The sequence below is a fragment of the Seonamhaeicola aphaedonensis genome, from assembly GCF_003386195.1.
Taxonomy (GTDB): Bacteria; Bacteroidota; Bacteroidia; order Flavobacteriales; family Flavobacteriaceae; genus Seonamhaeicola; species Seonamhaeicola aphaedonensis.
In genome coordinates this window covers 66477-81573 of sequence record NZ_QRDX01000007.1, presented here as the reverse complement: position 1 = coordinate 81573, position 15097 = coordinate 66477, and the positions used below count along the sequence as shown (strand labels likewise).

Sequence of the window (15097 nt, the reverse complement as noted above, 5' to 3'; positions counted from 1 at the left end):
TTCGTTTAGTTGTTCTTTGTTTAGTTGTAATTTCGAACTCCAAATATACTGCTACCAACTCTTATCATAGTGCTTCCACATGCAATAGCTAGTTTATAATCACCACTCATGCCCATACTAATTGTTTTTGGTTTAAAGTTGAATATTTCAAGTTTTTTAAAACTATCAAAGGTCGACTTAAGTAAATTAAACTCTTTTACAACCTGTTCCTTATCTTGTGTAAAAGTTGCCATTCCCATAAGCCCGACAACCCTAATGTTTTTTAATTCTGAAAATTTCTCAGATTGAATTATTTCTGAAGCTTCATTTGGGCGCATTCCAAATTTCGAGTCTTCTGAAGCAATTTTTATTTGAAGCAAACAATTTATAATTCTGTCATGCTTCAAGGCTTGTTTGTTAATTTCTTGAAGTAATTTAAAGTTGTCTACCCCATGAATTAAACTCACAAAACTGGCCATATATTTTACCTTATTGCGCTGAACATGACCAATCATATGCCATTCAATATCTTTTGGCATAACCTCATATTTTTCAACCATGTCCTGAATTTTGTTTTCACCAAAAATCTTGTGACCAGTATTGTAGGCTTCCATGATATCACTCACAGGTTTGGTTTTAGAAACCGCCACTAAAGTTACGTGTTTGGGGATAGAAGATTTTATATTCTGTAGGTTATCTGTTATCGACATTATTTCAAAAATTGTGAAGACACTTTTTCTGCTTTTTTGCTTTCAGAGTAATCATAAAAGCCTTCACCAGATTTAACACCTAATTTTCCAGCGCGTACCATATTTATTAGCAATGGACAAGGTGCATATTTAGGGTTTTTAAAGCCATCGTACATGACTTTTAGTATTGATAAGCAAACATCTAATCCTATGAAATCGGCTAATTGAAGTGGCCCCATAGGGTGAGCCATTCCAAGTTTCATAACCGTATCAATTTCTTCAACACCAGCAACACCATTGTATAAGGTTTCTATAGATTCATTAAGCATGGGCATTAAAATACGGTTGGCAACAAACCCTGGATAATCATTGACCTCAACTGGAATTTTACCTAAGGTTTTAGAAAGTTCCATAATAGTATTGGTAACATGATTACTTGTACTATAGCCGCGAATAACTTCAACCAGTTGCATAATAGGAACTGGATTCATAAAATGCATCCCAATTACTTTATCTGGTCTTGAAGTTACCCCTGCAATTTGTGTTATTGAGATAGAGGAGGTGTTTGTAGCAAGTATAGCCTCGTTTGAACAAAATTCATCAAGTTGTTTAAAAATATTCAGTTTTAAATCGCTGTTTTCTGTGGCTGCCTCAACAACTAAATCAGCATTAGTAACACCTAGTTTTAAATCGGTAAAGGGTTTAATATTTGCAAGCGTATTCAATTTATCAACTTCCAAAATTTTCTCTTTTGAAATCATTCGGTCTAGATTCTTTGCAATGTTATCAAGACCATTTTTAAGTAAAATTTCATTAATATCAATTAACTGAACTTTAAAACCAGCCTGTGCAAAGGTGTGTGCAATTCCATTACCCATGGTACCTGCACCAATAACAGCTACCTGTTTCATATTAAAAGCTATTTATAATTTGATTTGCCACTCTTAGGGCTTCAGTACCATCATGGAGAGTCACAACCGGAGTTGTATTGTTATTAATGGCATCGGCAAAAGTTTCCAACTCATCTAGTATGGCATTATTGCTTGCTATACTAGGGTTATCAAAATAGATTTGTTTTTTAACCCCTTCGGCATTTTGAAGAATCATATCAAAATCACCTGGATTTTCTGGAGCATCCTTCATTTTAACTACCTCACACTTCTTCGCTAAAAAATCTACTGATATATAGGCGTCTTTTTGAAAAAATCTTGCCTTACGCATTTTTTTGAGTGATATTCTGCTTGCTGTTAAATTAGCCACACAACCATTTTCAAATTCTAACCTAGCATTGGCAATGTCTGGCGTATCGCTAATGACGGAAACTCCACTGGCAGAAACATGTTTTACTTTAGCTTTTACTAAGCTTAATACAATATCAATGTCATGAATCATTAAATCTAAAACTACAGGCACATCGGTACCTCTTGGGTTAAATTCTGCTAGGCGATGTGTTTCAATGAACATTGGATTTTTGATATCCTCCTTAACAGCTAAAAATGCTGGGTTAAACCGTTCTACATGACCTACTTGCCCCCGTAAATTATTTTCTGCTAAAAGTTCTCTAATATGTTCTGCTTCCTCTATAGTATTAGTGATGGGTTTTTCAATAAAAATATGTTTTCCTTTAGCGATAGCTTTTTTGGCACAATCGTAGTGTGATAATGTTGGTGTTACAATGTCAATGACATCAACGGCCTCAATAAGGTCATCTATAGAATTGAAAAATTTATAACCAAATTCAGTCTCTACTTGTTTTCCGTTTTCTTCATCGGCATCATAAAAACCTATTAGATTGTATTTATTGGATTGATTGAGAAGTCTTAAGTGAATTTTTCCAAGGTGGCCAGCACCAAGAACACCAGCATTTAGCATAATAAAAGGGTTTTCAACAAAAATACATGAATTTAATGATTTCTAACTAAATTTTAGGCTGTGAATCATATTTAAATTTCCTTAAATTAAATTCTCTTATAAATTATTTTAAGCTTTAAAATGTTTGACTAATTTTAGACCTGTAAACTTCACGAACTATTGAAAGACACATTTAAACACAAAGGGCTACGCCAGCAGTTGGTTAATGTTATAAAAACCAAAGGGATTACAGATGAAAGCGTATTAAAGGCCATTGGTAACATACCAAGACACTTATTTATGGATTCAAGTTTTCTAGATCATGCCTACCAAGATAAAGCTTTTCCAATTGCTGCAGACCAAACCATTTCACAACCTTTTACAGTGGCATTTCAAACCGAATTGCTACAAGTAAAAAGGGGTGACAAAATATTGGAAATAGGAACAGGCAGTGGCTACCAATGTGCAGTTTTATGTGAAATGGGAGCAAAGGTTTACAGTATAGAACGCCAGCAAGAATTGTTTAAAAAGACTAGCAAGTTCTTGCCAAAATTGGGTTACCGAGCCAAAAAGTTAATTTTTGGTGATGGCTATAAAGGTTTACCTGAAGAAGCCCCTTTTGATGGCATAATAGTAACCGCTGGAGCACCATTTGTACCCAAGCCTTTATTGGGTCAATTAAAAGAGGGGGGCAGGTTAGTAATTCCTGTTGGAGTTGATGTGCAAACTATGACACTTTTTATTAGAAAAGGTTCAAAGGAGTTTGAAAAACACGAGTTTGGCGATTTTAGGTTTGTACCTCTTTTAGAGGATAAGAATTAGAATTTAATCCCAAACAAATTTCCAAGTATTATCAGGTTGTCTTTTCCATACAGTATGAAAGATACCTTTGCTAATTTTAGTGTTATGTGAGGAGTCTTTATAAACATAAGTGTACTTTCCGTAGGTGTAAGCTAAATCTCCAGAAAGAGAAACATCTACAAAATCTGGTTTCCATGAAAGACCCTTAGAGGTGTTATTTATCATAAACTGTTTAATGCTATTTTTACCTTTTATCAGTCTATTATTTCTTAAAAGTACACCGTCATCTGCAACATATTTCATAAAAGCCACATTCATGCCTTCTTTTTTTGATAAATTACAAAACTCAGTTTCAGTTTTTATCACTTCTTCTTTCCATATTTCAACCATTTTTTTATTGTCTTTTGTTTCACATGAAAACAAGATAAAAATAAATAGAATTAATACTGTTGATAGCTTCATTGTTTTATATGATATTGGTTTCAAAACCATCAATACTTTTAGAATTTTTCTCTATTCTGTAGTTTTTCAGGCGTTCTTCACCTTGTTTTTCTGCCCAATGATTAAGTTGTAACCGCTCTTCTTTAAAATCCATAAAAGGAATAGCATAACCACATGACGTTTGAACAGAGTCTACTGTCATTTCAATAATTTGTCTAGTACCTGCTATTACAGGAAACAAATCAACATACTCATGAAATTCCGAGTCTCTTTCGTGGTAAATTTTAGCATGACCATACAATCTTAGGATGAGTGGTTTTCCTTCAAAAGCGCAGAACATAATGGTCATTCTATTATTTTTTAGCAAATGTGCTGCAGTTTCATTACCGCTACCCGTTAGGTTCAACCATAACAACTTTTTGCCACCTTTCATAACTCTAAAAGTATCTAAGCCTTTAGGTGATAAATTAATTCTACCATTGGAGGCAGCTGTGGCCACAAAAAAAACTTTTTGCTTTTCTATAAAGGACTTTAGTTCTGGAGTAACTTCTTTAAAAAACGTAGCCATACTTTTTAACTTTTAAGCAAATACTTTTCTGGAATTGGATTATCTTCGGTTTCTTGGGTCCAATAAATATTTATAATCCACCATCGTCTTCCATCATGTAAAAGCTGAATACTATTAATACCTCGCATAAAAGGGGATTCATCAGATTCACTTTTAAAGGCTTCATAAGTACTAAACACATGGGCAATATTTCCAAAAATACTGACTTCACGGTTTATTTCTTTTTCAAAAAAACCGTTCTCAACCAACCAAGAACCAGAACTTTTCACATAATCATCTGGACTCATATATCGTACCCTGTAATAGCCTTCTTTACCTTTGCCTGATGGTATTAATTTAGCATCCTTATGAAACAAAAATTTAAATTGTCCCCAGTTGCGTTTTTTGCCTTTTTCACCTGATATAACGTCGTAAAGCGTTTTAATGGTTTTGTCTAAGGTGATAACTTTAGTGCTGTCAATGGCATAAACTTTTGGAGTGTCGTCTTTCGATTTTTTTTGAGCTTGAACCGAAATAAGGGATAATAATAGTAATACGGTGAATAGGTGCTTCATTATATTAGTTGATTGATATATTGATATTAGGAAGGAAAATTAGTGAATTTGAAAAACTTAATCGGTTAAGTCTTTCTTAAATTTTAGATGAATCATAGATGCCTTATCAAACTGTCACTCCCATAACATCGGGAATTATTTGAAGTCCTTTTTAATCCTGTCTATATTACGTTTATTATCTCGGTCTTTAATGGTTTCGCGTTTGTCAAATAACTTTTTACCTCTGGCAAGAGCAATGTCTAATTTAGCAAAGCCTTTTTCGTTTATAAATAAACGTAATGGAATTATGGTAAGTCCAGTGTTTTGAACTTCTTTTTCTAATTTTTTAAGCTCTCTGCGGTTTAAAAGAAGCTTTCGTGTAGCCTTGGGTTTATGGTTGTAGTAGGTGCCATGGCTGTACTCTTCAATAGTCATATTAACAACAAAAAGCTCACCATGGCCATTAAACTCACAAAAACTTTCTGCAATAGAGGCTTTGCTATTTCTAATAGATTTTATTTCGGTTCCAGACAATACAATACCCGCTGTGTACTTGTCTAGTATTTCATATTGAAAGCGCGCCTTTTTATTGAGTATGTTAATCTTTTTTTGCATGGAGCACAAAACTACATAAATTTACATTCTCTACTTTTTAAAACTGTTTTTTTTGAATAAAAAAAGATTTTAGCTCCTTAGTTTTAATTAAACTATAATATAAGGCATAATGCATGTTTTTTCATTGCTGTACTGTAAAACATTTGTATTTTTGAAACCGTCTTAAAATTAACGAAATTCAATTCAAAATATGAATTCATATGATGTAGCCGTTATTGGCTCTGGTCCAGGGGGATATGTGGCAGCCATACGTTGCTCACAATTAGGTATGAAAACAGCATTAATAGAAAAGTATTCTACGCTTGGGGGTACCTGTTTAAATGTGGGGTGTATTCCAAGTAAAGCACTTTTAGATTCTTCTCATCATTATGAAGATGCTGTTAAACATTTTGAGGAACACGGCATTGAAATTCCAGGTGATATTAAAGTGAACTTAGAGAAGATGATAGCCCGCAAGCAAGCTGTTGTTGACCAAACTACTGGTGGTATTGATTTTTTAATGAAAAAGAATAACATTGATGTTTACCATGGCTTAGGAAGTTTTAAAGATGCAACTCACATTACCATAACTGGTGAAGAAACTACCGAGATAGAAGCTAAAAATACAATTATAGCAACTGGAAGTAAACCTTCAAGTTTGCCATTTATTGATATTGATAAAGAGCGTGTTATAACTTCAACGGAAGCTTTGAAATTAAAAGAAATACCTAGGCATTTAATTGTTATCGGTGGCGGTGTTATTGGATTAGAACTTGGTCAGGTTTACAAGCGATTGGGAGCAGAAGTATCTGTTGTTGAATTTATGGATAGAATCATTCCAACCATGGATGCTGGTTTATCAAAAGAACTTAATAAAGTATTAAAGAAACAAAAGTTTAACATAAATGCTTCTCATAAAGTTAAATCTGTGGAGCGTGTAGGAGATGAGGTTATTGTAAAAGCTGATAATAAAAAAGGAGAGGAAGTAGAATTTAAAGGAGATTACTGTTTGGTATCTGTAGGGCGTCGTCCTTACACTGATGGCTTAAATGCTCAAGCTGCTGGTGTGAAGTTAGATGACAGAGGTCGAGTAGAAGTGAACGACCATTTACAAACGAGTGCCTCTAATATTTATGCTATAGGCGATGTGGTGAAAGGAGCTATGTTAGCGCATAAAGCAGAAGAAGAAGGTGTGTTTGTTGCTGAAACTTTAGCAGGACAAAAACCACATATAGATTATAACCTAATTCCGGGTGTAGTTTATACATGGCCAGAAGTAGCTGCAGTAGGAAAAACAGAAGAACAATTAAAAGATGCTGGTATAGATTACAAAGTTGGGCAATTCCCTATGCGTGCTTTAGGACGTAGTCGAGCTAGTATGGATATTGACGGGTTTGTAAAAGTATTAGCTGATAAAACTACAGATGAAATATTAGGCGTGCACATGGTTGGTGCGCGTGCCGCCGATATGATTGCCGAAGCGGTTGTTGCTATGGAATATAGAGCTAGCGCCGAGGATATCTCAAGAATGTCTCATGCACACCCAACATTTACAGAGGCTATTAAAGAAGCTGCTTTAGCTGCTACTGATGATAGGGCTTTGCATATTTAGAAGTATACATATTGATACAAAAAGCTCAACTTTTGTTGGGCTTTTTTGTTTTTTAAGAGGGAGTTAGTAGGTGTAGTTTGTGATGATTTAACAAATTTTCACTACCTTAAGGATAACTACTAACTAATAACCAGTTAATCATGAAACCCTTATTCCTATTATTAAGCTTCTTCTTGAGTATTATGAGCTATTCTCAAACTGTTGAAATTCCAGATAAAAATTTTGAAAAAGCTTTAATAGATCTGAAAATTGACAGCGATCAAACAGTCAATGGAAAAATTCTAAAAAGTGATGTGTTAAAAGTAGTTTTTTTGGATATATCTGGTAAGAAAATTAAAAACTTAAAAGGAATAGAAGCCTTTACGTCATTAATCTTTTTAGACTGTTCAAATAATCCATTAACATATTTAGATATTAGTCAAAATATAGGATTAACTGCTTTTTCAGTGATATCAATAATGTAGATTCAAATATGCCTTTAATTTCTTATAGTTGGTTTGATTGATTTTATTAATCAATCAACGTATGTCTAACCTCTATTTTACTCTACTTTCTCATATATAAATTTGTATAATGCAGTTTTTTATCACAAATTACATTCAAAATGTGACTTTGAAAATAATTTTGTGTCTTAAAAAGAAAGATCAACAAAATAGCTAAAAGCTAGAATTGGAAACCCTAGAAAATATTAATAAACAGTCTGATGAAGATTTAGTAAAGGCAATCGTAAAAACTAACGACACCTTGCTTTTCGAAATACTATACGATAGGTATTCTAGCCTTGTTTATAATAAATGTTATGGTTTTGCCAAAGACGAGGATGAAGCTAAAGATTTAACACAGGATGTTTTTTTAAAGCTCTTTGTTAAGTTGGCAAGTTTTAAAGGAAAATCCAAGTTCTCCACATGGTTATATGCGTTTACGTACAACCACTGTGTTAATTATGTAACTAGAAATACTGCTAAAAAGTTTCAAAATCAGGCAGTGGATTATAAAGATATTGAAAATCTTTCGGAAGGAGAAGCGGATGATGCTGGATTTTTAAGTATGAAGGTAGACAAATTAAAAGTAGCATTAGAACAAATTTCGCCAGACGAAAAAATGATTCTCTTGCTAAAATATCAAGACCAGCTTTCAATAAAAGATTTAGAAAGTGTTCTTGATATTGGACCAAGCGCAGTTAAAATGAGAATTAAACGCGCAAAAGATAAACTAATAACCGAGTATAATAACCTTAAATAATGGATAATCCTTTCGAGTACGTAAATAAGCCACTTAAGGAGGTGCCGCCAGAGCTTAAGTCTAAGGTTATGAACGATATTGCCATAGCGAAGTTGCTTATGGAATTGGCCGCTTTATTTTCCTATAATATTGGAGATATTATAGAATCGGTTATGAAACAGAGAGAAAAGAATAACACAAACGATAACCCTAACTAAATAAAAAAATGGAAAAAGCAGCAGAATGGAAAGATATTGCTATGGAGTCTTTAAGTGCCATGTGGCTGGAAATAGCCAAAGTGTTTCCCAGTATTATTGGCGCTATTATTATACTGGTACTAGGTTGGTTACTTACTAAATTACTGGTTAGAATAATTAGAAAGGCGCTTAAGCTTGCGAAAGCCAATAAGTTGGACGATAAATTAAATGACATTGAGATTGTTGAAGGTAAAAAACTAAGCTTCGACACCATTAAAATTGTTTCGAATTTTGTAAAATGGACGTTATATGTCATTTTAATAATCATGGTTTCAGATATACTGAATTTAACCATGATTTCAGAGCAAATAAGTAATCTATTAGGGTATTTACCGCAATTGTTTGCTGCTCTAGTGATATTTACAATAGGCCTGATCTTAGCAAATGCTGTTAAAAAAGGCATTCGTTCCTTTTTTGAATCAATGGATTTATCTGGAGCTAAAATTATTAGTCAAGTCGTATTTTTTATCATACTTGTTTTTACTTCAATTACTGCTTTGAATCAGGCGGGAGTTGATACAGAGATTATTACCAGTAATATTACCATGATTTTAGCGGCCTTTTTATTGGCTTTTGCCCTTGCTTTTGGCTTTGGGGCGCAAAGAGTTGTTGGCGATTTATTAAAAACGTTTTATGCTAGGAGAACTTATGAAATTGGAAAAGTAATTGAGTTCAATGGTGTGAAAGGCGAGGTAGAGGCAATCGATAATATTTGTATTACTTTAAAAACAGAAAAGGGCAAACTTGTATTGCCTATTAAAGATTTGGTTGAGAGTCAAGTAAAAGTGCAGGATGAACTTTAAGTTAGGGTTAAAATTTGGTTGGTTACGTTCTGTAATTCGAAAGACTCTGTTAGTCCCTTTCCATTTATTTGGAAGGGGATTTTTTTTACTTTTTTATAAGCTTGAAATTAAATGTAACTAAAACATCTTCCGCTATTTTGTTCCTTACAATTTTTGGAATTTTAATATCGAAGTTTGAGGCCAATGTTTTAAAATTCCCTGAAATATTTATAATTTCATTGTCTTTTGAAATTTTTACATCTAAATCATTAAACTGATTTGTTTTACCATGAAAAGTGAGTGCTCCACTTATTTTAAAATTTTGACTTTGATTTGTTAATTTGGATAGTTCAAAATCTTTAATTTTTCCTTTGAATGAGGCCTTTGGGTAAGTGTCTGATTCAGCATAATTTTCATTAAAATGTTCTTCCATTAAGGCATTTTTAAACCTAAATCCTTTTACCAATACCAGAGCAGCAAACTCACCATTATCTGTATTAATAACAGCAGTAACAGCACTATTAGTGGCTTTAACTTCTTCAAAAGAAGGAACCGAGGCTTCAAAACCTACAGTTCCTGTCTTAGTTAAATATTTTGATTGAGCAAACATAGTAGTGCTCAAACATAATAATGCTATGCAGATTAAATGTTTCATATTATTATTCTAATAATCCATCATCTTTCCATTGCTGGATTAATGCTTTTGCAGAATTGGATAATGTTCCATTAGGCGGCATTTTTCCGGCTCCTGTTCTATTTATACGGTCAATAATTTTGTCAACATCATTTTTAACTAGATTATATGTGTGAAGTGAATTAGATGGACCATTAGTTGGACTACCATGACAGCTAAGACAATTACCATCAATTATAGCTTTAATATCATCTTTATAGGTTATTTTGGCTGTTGGATTAGGATCAGGGTCTGGATTTGGGTTAGGATCTGGATTTTGACCTGTTAAGTCATCGCTACTACTACTGGAGCAAGCAAAAATTAAAATTGAAAAACAGAGAATAAACAATAGGTTTTTTGTTTTCATAGCTAATTGTTTTTAGTGTTTGTTATATTAATAATTATTAAAATCGTCTACTTAAATTAAAACCAAAATAAATATCACCGTCACCCCAGTCACCAGAAGTTTGACCTAAAAATGTGTTGGTGTTCATGCCTTGTGCATTTGTAAAATGCATTTGGAAAACATGACCACCAGTTTCCAGATCCACTCCTATAGATAACGGGTTTTTAAACGGTGAATTGTCTGCTCTATTAAAATGCCAACCATAGTCAGCATTTAATGACCAACGTTTACTTAATTTATAACGCCCTCCAATACCTAATGCGTATTGTGTGTTATCTTGTTCATCTAAAACCACAAAGTTGTCATGAAAGACTGTTGGTGCTAATTCTACAGAAAGGCTCGTATTTAGTTTTCTGGCAATTAGTATTTGAGAGGTATAACCTACTCTGTGTTTAAACTCAATTAAGGGATAATTGGTTTTCGGTAAAGCAGTATTTATGAGCATTGAATTATATCCAACAATGGTAAAAGGAAACCCATTTTTTTCTTGTTTAAAAAGTCTATATTTTAAAGAACCTTCATAAATTTTCATGAAAGAGCTTCTAGAAACACTAATATTGAGACCATCAGTAATTCCAAAAATAAAATTGATTCTTGTAACAGCATCATCCAATCCAAAGAAAGTATCAACACCGTTTTTTAAACTTCCAAACCTATGAGACACTACTAGTGTAAATTCATTGTTAGCAACTAACTTGGTAGATTCAAAGTTTACAATTTTTAAACCTTTAAAAGTAGCCGATTCATACTGAATACCTGTAGAATCGTTATCAATTTCTGCAAGCAAATCTTCTTGTGAGAGACTAAAAAACGGAATTAAAAAAAATACTAGTAAGACTCGTTTCATAGAGGTTTGGTTTTTTAATTGACTTTAAATTTAGCAAAAGGTTTAATGGTTTACAAATACGCATTGATCCAGTTTAACCTCTTCAAGCAGTTCATCATAACCTAAAAAACGTCCCTTAATTTTAACTATTTTGTTTGTTGGCAAGTTTCTATTGCTAAGATTTTTAAACTGGCAAAATATCTTTTTGTTTAAAACTAAATTAGATTCACCCATTTCAGATATGACACCAGAGACTTCAATAGTTTTATTTAAATAATTTTTTTCAGAATCTGAAGGGTTTTCAGAGAATTGATTGAAAAGTGAATCAGCTGTTAAGATGTGCTCGGGAGACTCAGTAGAGATATTTCTATGCTCTTGGTAGATATAGTTATACCCTATTATGCCTAATATCAACAATACTAAAAGGATTATGTATTTGCGCATAACACAGTTTTATTCACATAATGTCGGAAAAACAAATTTAAAATTACAAAATTAAAGTTCAATTTTTACATTATGTGCTTTTAAGCTATCTAAATGATCAGCAACTTTAAATTCAGAAGACTTAAATTTTGTAGTTCTGTGTTTTGCCTGTTCTTGTCTAGCAATACTCCTAGAAAAACGGCGTACACTTTGTTCGTTATCTAAAATTAATCCGGGCACTGGAACGTTATTGCCATTTTCATCCTTGGCAACCATAGTGAAATAGGAAGAATTACAATGTTTTTTTTCACCCGTTTGAATATTTTCAGACTCCACCCTCACACCAATAACCATAGAGGTTCTGCCGGTATAATTTACTGAAGCTTTTAGCGTAACCAATTCGCCAACATCAATGGGGTTAAGAAAATCTACCCGGTTAACCGATGCGGTTACACAATAATGGCGAGAGTGTTTTGAGGCACAAGCAAATGCTATTTGATCCATTAAATTTAAAATATAACCACCGTGAATTTTACCACTAAAATTAGAATGTGCCGGTAACATTAATTCGGTAATTGTTACTTGAGATTCTTTTGCACTTTTAAACATCTTTTTTAAACTAATAAATTATAAAGTATTCCTGTTATAATGGCAATGCCAAAGCTTAATAGTGTGCCTATCAAAATGTATTCGGTTAATTGGCGGTCTTTAGATTCTCTTAAATCACCAAAGCGAAAAACAGATTTAGCGGTTATTAAAAATCCAACGGCTTCCCAATGACCTAACACAATAAAAATGAACACTAAAACGCGCTCTAAAATACCAATATATTTACCCGCATCCTCCAGAGACTCATTATTTTTAGTAAGTTCTGAAATATTCCACTTTAAAAAAATTGTTTTCATAATTATAGATACAGGAATTGTTAAAAACAATAAACAAGTTAAGAGTAAAATAGAGGTTTCAGTAAATTCAATGGTTATGTTTGAAACTTCTTTTGAAAAAATAAAATAACAAACAGTTATTACTAAAATGTGAGATAGCTGATCTATAAAGAACCAAAGTCTTTTAGTTTTTTTCTTCTGAAAAGAAAGTTTAATAGCATCAATAGCTAGATGTGTAACACCTATGATAGTTATTATTGGCCATAACGACTCATCCCAAAGAACAAGTGCTAACAGTATTATATGAATGATTACATGGATATAGAGTTTTGGCGATTTTAGCTTTTTCTTTTCATTTTCTTTTACCCATTTGTTAGGTTGTAAAAAGAAATCACCAATAATATGTGCCAAAAATAGTTTTAAGAATAGCATCATAACCCATTTAGTTTTTGTTGGTACATTTGGTTTAATTCTAGTATATGTTCCAATCCTGCTCGTTTTTGACGTTTGCTAATAGCGTCTTGTTTGGTGCCTATTAATTCTGCCAATTCTTGCTGTAATGCTTTGGGGTTTTCAATGCTAAGTTTAATGACTTCAGCAGAATTTACAGTCCAATGATCCATACTCACAAGTGCTAATTTAAAGTAGAGATTAAGTTCTTTATCAAGTTCGGGGTTATTAGTTTTTATTCTAAGATTTTGTTTTTCTTTTTTTAAGGATTCTAAGGTTTCACCAGAAAACACAAAAGCATCTCCATTGGACTCTGTTACGTCTTTCCCTTCATAGGTTTTGTTGCCAATTCCTATGGCAAGTCTTACATCCAATCCTTTTATGGTTTTAATGCATGCCTTTAGATATACTGCGGCTAAAAAGCTTTTAGAAATATCGGCTATTTCTATTTGAAAACTGTCGCCGCGATATATTTCCCATCTAGAGTTATCTGAGCTAAGAAAAGATAAAGCGCTTTTAAGATTGGTTATCCATGTTTCAGGATTTTCCTGTCTAGATCTAATGATATCACCTGTTATAACACTTGTCATGATATAAATTATTAGTATGCTGTATTAAAAGCATAAATTTTTAAATTCCTTTTTTAAGGAATATTTAAAATTATTCCTTTTTTATGGAATAATCAAATATATCATGTTTTTACTGAAAAAGCAAATTATTCATTTTCGTTCGCTTTATTGAGTAGTTTTTCGTTTACCTGCTTGTTGGCTTTAATACCTAGCTTTTTAAGATTTTCAACTTTTGTAAGTAAGTTGCCTCTACCTGTTAATTTTTTCATTGTAGAATCGTAACTTCCTTTAGCCGTATTTAGTTGATTACCAACTTTTAAAAGATCATCGGTTAAGTTAACGAACTGATCGTAGAGTGCTCCTGCTTGTTTAGCAATTTCAATAGCGTTACGTTGCTGTTTTTCATTATTCCACATGGTATCAATGGTACGCAACGTGGCTAGTAAGGTAGAAGGAGTTACAATAACGATGTTTTTTTCGAAAGCTTTGTTGTATATGCTGTTATCTTCATTTACCACAACAGCAAAAGCGGGTTCTATGGGAATAAACATGAGTACAAAATCGGGCGATTCTATATCATATAAATCTTGATAGTTTTTTGACGATAGTTGCTCAACGTGTTTACTAACAGAGTTTACATGTGCCTTTAAAAACTGAGGTCTATCATCTTCATCGGCATTAACCATGCGCTCATAATCAGTAAGTGATACTTTAGAATCTATAATCATTTTTTTACCATCTGGTAAATGCAAAACCACATCGGGCATGACACGCGAATTATCATCTCTAGTAAAACTTTGCTGAACAAAATATTCACGATCTTTTTCTAGTCCAGATTTTTCTAGTACGCGTTCTAAAACCAATTCGCCCCAATTTCCCTGCATTTTACTATCGCCTTTTAACGCTCTGGTAAGGTTGTTAGCTTCTTTGGTCATTTGTTGGTTGAGGTCTTTCAAGCCTTTAAGTTGTTCTTCTAAGGCAGAATGCATTTTCACACTTTTAAATTGGGTTTCTTCTACCTTTTTTTCAAAACCTTGAATTTTTTCTTGAAGTGGATTTAAAATGTTTTTGATGTTTTCTTTATTCTGTTCGGTAAATTTATTTGATTTTTCTTCGAGTATTTTATTGGCTAAAAGTTCAAAATCCTTACGCAATTGCTCTTGTCGTTCTTCTAGTTCTTTATCCCGTTTTAGGTTTTGATTCTGAAGATTTTCATATTCGGATGTCTTTTTTACCAATTCAGTGTTTAAGAATTCTTTTTCCTTTCTAATATCCTCACGTTCATTTTCTATTTTGTTTAAGCTTTGCTTTAAGTCTTCAATAGTCAAACGCATCTGGTTTTGCCGTTCTACTAAGGTACTTTTTTCACTTTTACTTTTAAGCTTTGTAAAAAGCATCCCTATATAGCCTCCAATAATAGCAGAAAATAGTATGGTTAGAATAAGTACAATGTTATCGCTCATTTAAAAATGGAGTTAATTAACTATAAAATTACATTTTAAAATATAAAAAAAACGCCATAAAAGCGTTTTTTTATA

At 32.7% G+C, this 15097-nt stretch carries 21 protein-coding genes; 6 read left to right on the top strand and 15 right to left on the bottom strand.

The annotated features are described in order from the left end of the window. Window positions 1-20: 20 nt before the first annotated feature. From DFQ02_RS12065 to DFQ02_RS12055, 3 genes are read right to left on the bottom strand one after another with little or no spacing between them, the layout of a single operon-like run. Entirely contained in the window at window positions 21-689 is a 669-nt protein-coding gene (locus DFQ02_RS12065) for a YggS family pyridoxal phosphate-dependent enzyme (protein ID WP_116524697.1), read from the bottom strand. Further along, window positions 689-1579: a 3-hydroxyacyl-CoA dehydrogenase family protein gene (locus DFQ02_RS12060; protein ID WP_116524696.1), complete on the bottom strand. Its 891-nt coding sequence runs from the start codon at window positions 1577-1579 to the stop codon at window positions 689-691. Before DFQ02_RS12060 ends, DFQ02_RS12065 begins: the two co-directional genes overlap by 1 nt. Before the next feature lies 1 nt (window position 1580). Beyond that, window positions 1581-2540 carry a Gfo/Idh/MocA family protein gene (locus tag DFQ02_RS12055; RefSeq protein WP_116524695.1) on the bottom strand — a complete coding sequence of 320 codons (960 nt, stop codon included), beginning with the start codon at window positions 2538-2540 and terminating at the stop codon, window positions 1581-1583. A 159-nt stretch (window positions 2541-2699) separates the two neighbouring features. Here DFQ02_RS12055 and DFQ02_RS12050 point away from each other — a divergent pair, with 159 nt between their 5' ends. Then, entirely contained in the window at window positions 2700-3341 is a 642-nt protein-coding gene (locus tag DFQ02_RS12050; RefSeq protein ID WP_116524694.1) for a protein-L-isoaspartate(D-aspartate) O-methyltransferase, read from the top strand. A gap of 3 nt (window positions 3342-3344) precedes the next feature. On the opposite strand, the gene DFQ02_RS12045 is transcribed toward DFQ02_RS12050, so the two are convergent. The 4 genes from DFQ02_RS12045 to smpB all read right to left on the bottom strand — a co-directional run bounded on the left by DFQ02_RS12045 (window position 3345) and on the right by smpB (window position 5477). Continuing rightward, window positions 3345-3782 (bottom strand): YybH family protein, encoded by a 438-nt coding sequence (locus DFQ02_RS12045; RefSeq protein WP_181896412.1) that lies wholly within the window; start codon window positions 3780-3782, stop codon window positions 3345-3347. A gap of 4 nt (window positions 3783-3786) precedes the next feature. After that, window positions 3787-4329 (bottom strand): pyridoxamine 5'-phosphate oxidase family protein, encoded by a 543-nt coding sequence (locus tag DFQ02_RS12040; protein ID WP_116524692.1) that lies wholly within the window; start codon window positions 4327-4329, stop codon window positions 3787-3789. 5 nt (window positions 4330-4334) lie between these two features. Next, the gene (locus DFQ02_RS12035; RefSeq protein ID WP_116524691.1) at window positions 4335-4883 is read right to left on the bottom strand and encodes a hypothetical protein; all 549 of its coding nucleotides are present in this window, start codon (window positions 4881-4883) and stop codon (window positions 4335-4337) included. Between the two features lie 135 nt (window positions 4884-5018). Beyond that, window positions 5019-5477: an SsrA-binding protein SmpB gene (gene smpB / locus DFQ02_RS12030; protein ID WP_116524690.1), complete on the bottom strand. Its 459-nt coding sequence runs from the start codon at window positions 5475-5477 to the stop codon at window positions 5019-5021. Window positions 5478-5667: 190 nt separating this feature from the next. On the opposite strand from smpB, the gene lpdA reads away from it, so the two are divergent. From lpdA to DFQ02_RS12005, 5 genes are all read left to right on the top strand, one after another. Next, window positions 5668-7068, top strand: a complete 1401-nt coding sequence (lpdA, locus tag DFQ02_RS12025) for a dihydrolipoyl dehydrogenase (protein ID WP_116524689.1) — start codon at window positions 5668-5670, stop codon at window positions 7066-7068. Between the two features lie 140 nt (window positions 7069-7208). Then, entirely contained in the window at window positions 7209-7532 is a 324-nt protein-coding gene (locus tag DFQ02_RS12020; RefSeq protein ID WP_147297772.1) for a hypothetical protein, read from the top strand. A gap of 205 nt (window positions 7533-7737) precedes the next feature. Next, window positions 7738-8310: an RNA polymerase sigma factor gene (locus DFQ02_RS12015; RefSeq protein WP_116524687.1), complete on the top strand. Its 573-nt coding sequence runs from the start codon at window positions 7738-7740 to the stop codon at window positions 8308-8310. Beyond that, a complete protein-coding gene (locus DFQ02_RS12010; RefSeq protein WP_116524686.1) occupies window positions 8310-8507 on the top strand; it encodes a hypothetical protein in 198 nt (65 codons plus the stop codon). Before DFQ02_RS12015 ends, DFQ02_RS12010 begins: the two co-directional genes overlap by 1 nt. Window positions 8508-8515: 8 nt before the next feature. Continuing rightward, complete coding sequence (locus DFQ02_RS12005; protein ID WP_116524685.1) at window positions 8516-9349, top strand: mechanosensitive ion channel family protein; 834 nt, start codon at window positions 8516-8518, stop codon at window positions 9347-9349. An 85-nt stretch (window positions 9350-9434) separates the two neighbouring features. Here DFQ02_RS12005 and DFQ02_RS12000 read toward each other — a convergent pair whose 3' ends face one another. The 8 genes from DFQ02_RS12000 to rmuC all read right to left on the bottom strand — a co-directional run bounded on the left by DFQ02_RS12000 (window position 9435) and on the right by rmuC (window position 15022). Beyond that, window positions 9435-9983 carry a YceI family protein gene (locus DFQ02_RS12000; RefSeq protein ID WP_116524684.1) on the bottom strand — a complete coding sequence of 183 codons (549 nt, stop codon included), beginning with the start codon at window positions 9981-9983 and terminating at the stop codon, window positions 9435-9437. Window positions 9984-9987: 4 nt separating this feature from the next. Further along, on the bottom strand, window positions 9988-10368 hold the full coding sequence (locus DFQ02_RS11995; RefSeq protein WP_116524683.1) for a c-type cytochrome: 381 nt from the start codon (window positions 10366-10368) through the stop codon (window positions 9988-9990). Window positions 10369-10405: 37 nt separating this feature from the next. Further along, a complete protein-coding gene (locus DFQ02_RS11990) occupies window positions 10406-11254 on the bottom strand; it encodes a DUF5777 family beta-barrel protein (protein WP_116524682.1) in 849 nt (282 codons plus the stop codon). 42 nt (window positions 11255-11296) lie between these two features. Continuing rightward, the gene (locus tag DFQ02_RS11985) at window positions 11297-11677 is read right to left on the bottom strand and encodes an OB-fold protein (RefSeq protein WP_116524681.1); all 381 of its coding nucleotides are present in this window, start codon (window positions 11675-11677) and stop codon (window positions 11297-11299) included. Window positions 11678-11728: 51 nt separating this feature from the next. Continuing rightward, entirely contained in the window at window positions 11729-12265 is a 537-nt protein-coding gene (locus DFQ02_RS11980; RefSeq protein WP_116524680.1) for an acyl-CoA thioesterase, read from the bottom strand. A gap of 5 nt (window positions 12266-12270) precedes the next feature. Further along, window positions 12271-12975: a DUF3307 domain-containing protein gene (locus tag DFQ02_RS11975; protein WP_116524679.1), complete on the bottom strand. Its 705-nt coding sequence runs from the start codon at window positions 12973-12975 to the stop codon at window positions 12271-12273. Further along, window positions 12972-13580 (bottom strand): transcriptional regulator, encoded by a 609-nt coding sequence (locus DFQ02_RS11970; RefSeq protein ID WP_116524678.1) that lies wholly within the window; start codon window positions 13578-13580, stop codon window positions 12972-12974. The genes DFQ02_RS11975 and DFQ02_RS11970 overlap by 4 nt, the downstream gene beginning before the upstream one ends. 125 nt (window positions 13581-13705) lie before the next feature. Beyond that, the gene (gene rmuC, locus DFQ02_RS11965) at window positions 13706-15022 is read right to left on the bottom strand and encodes a DNA recombination protein RmuC (protein ID WP_116524677.1); all 1317 of its coding nucleotides are present in this window, start codon (window positions 15020-15022) and stop codon (window positions 13706-13708) included. Between the last annotated feature and the right edge of the window lie 75 nt (window positions 15023-15097).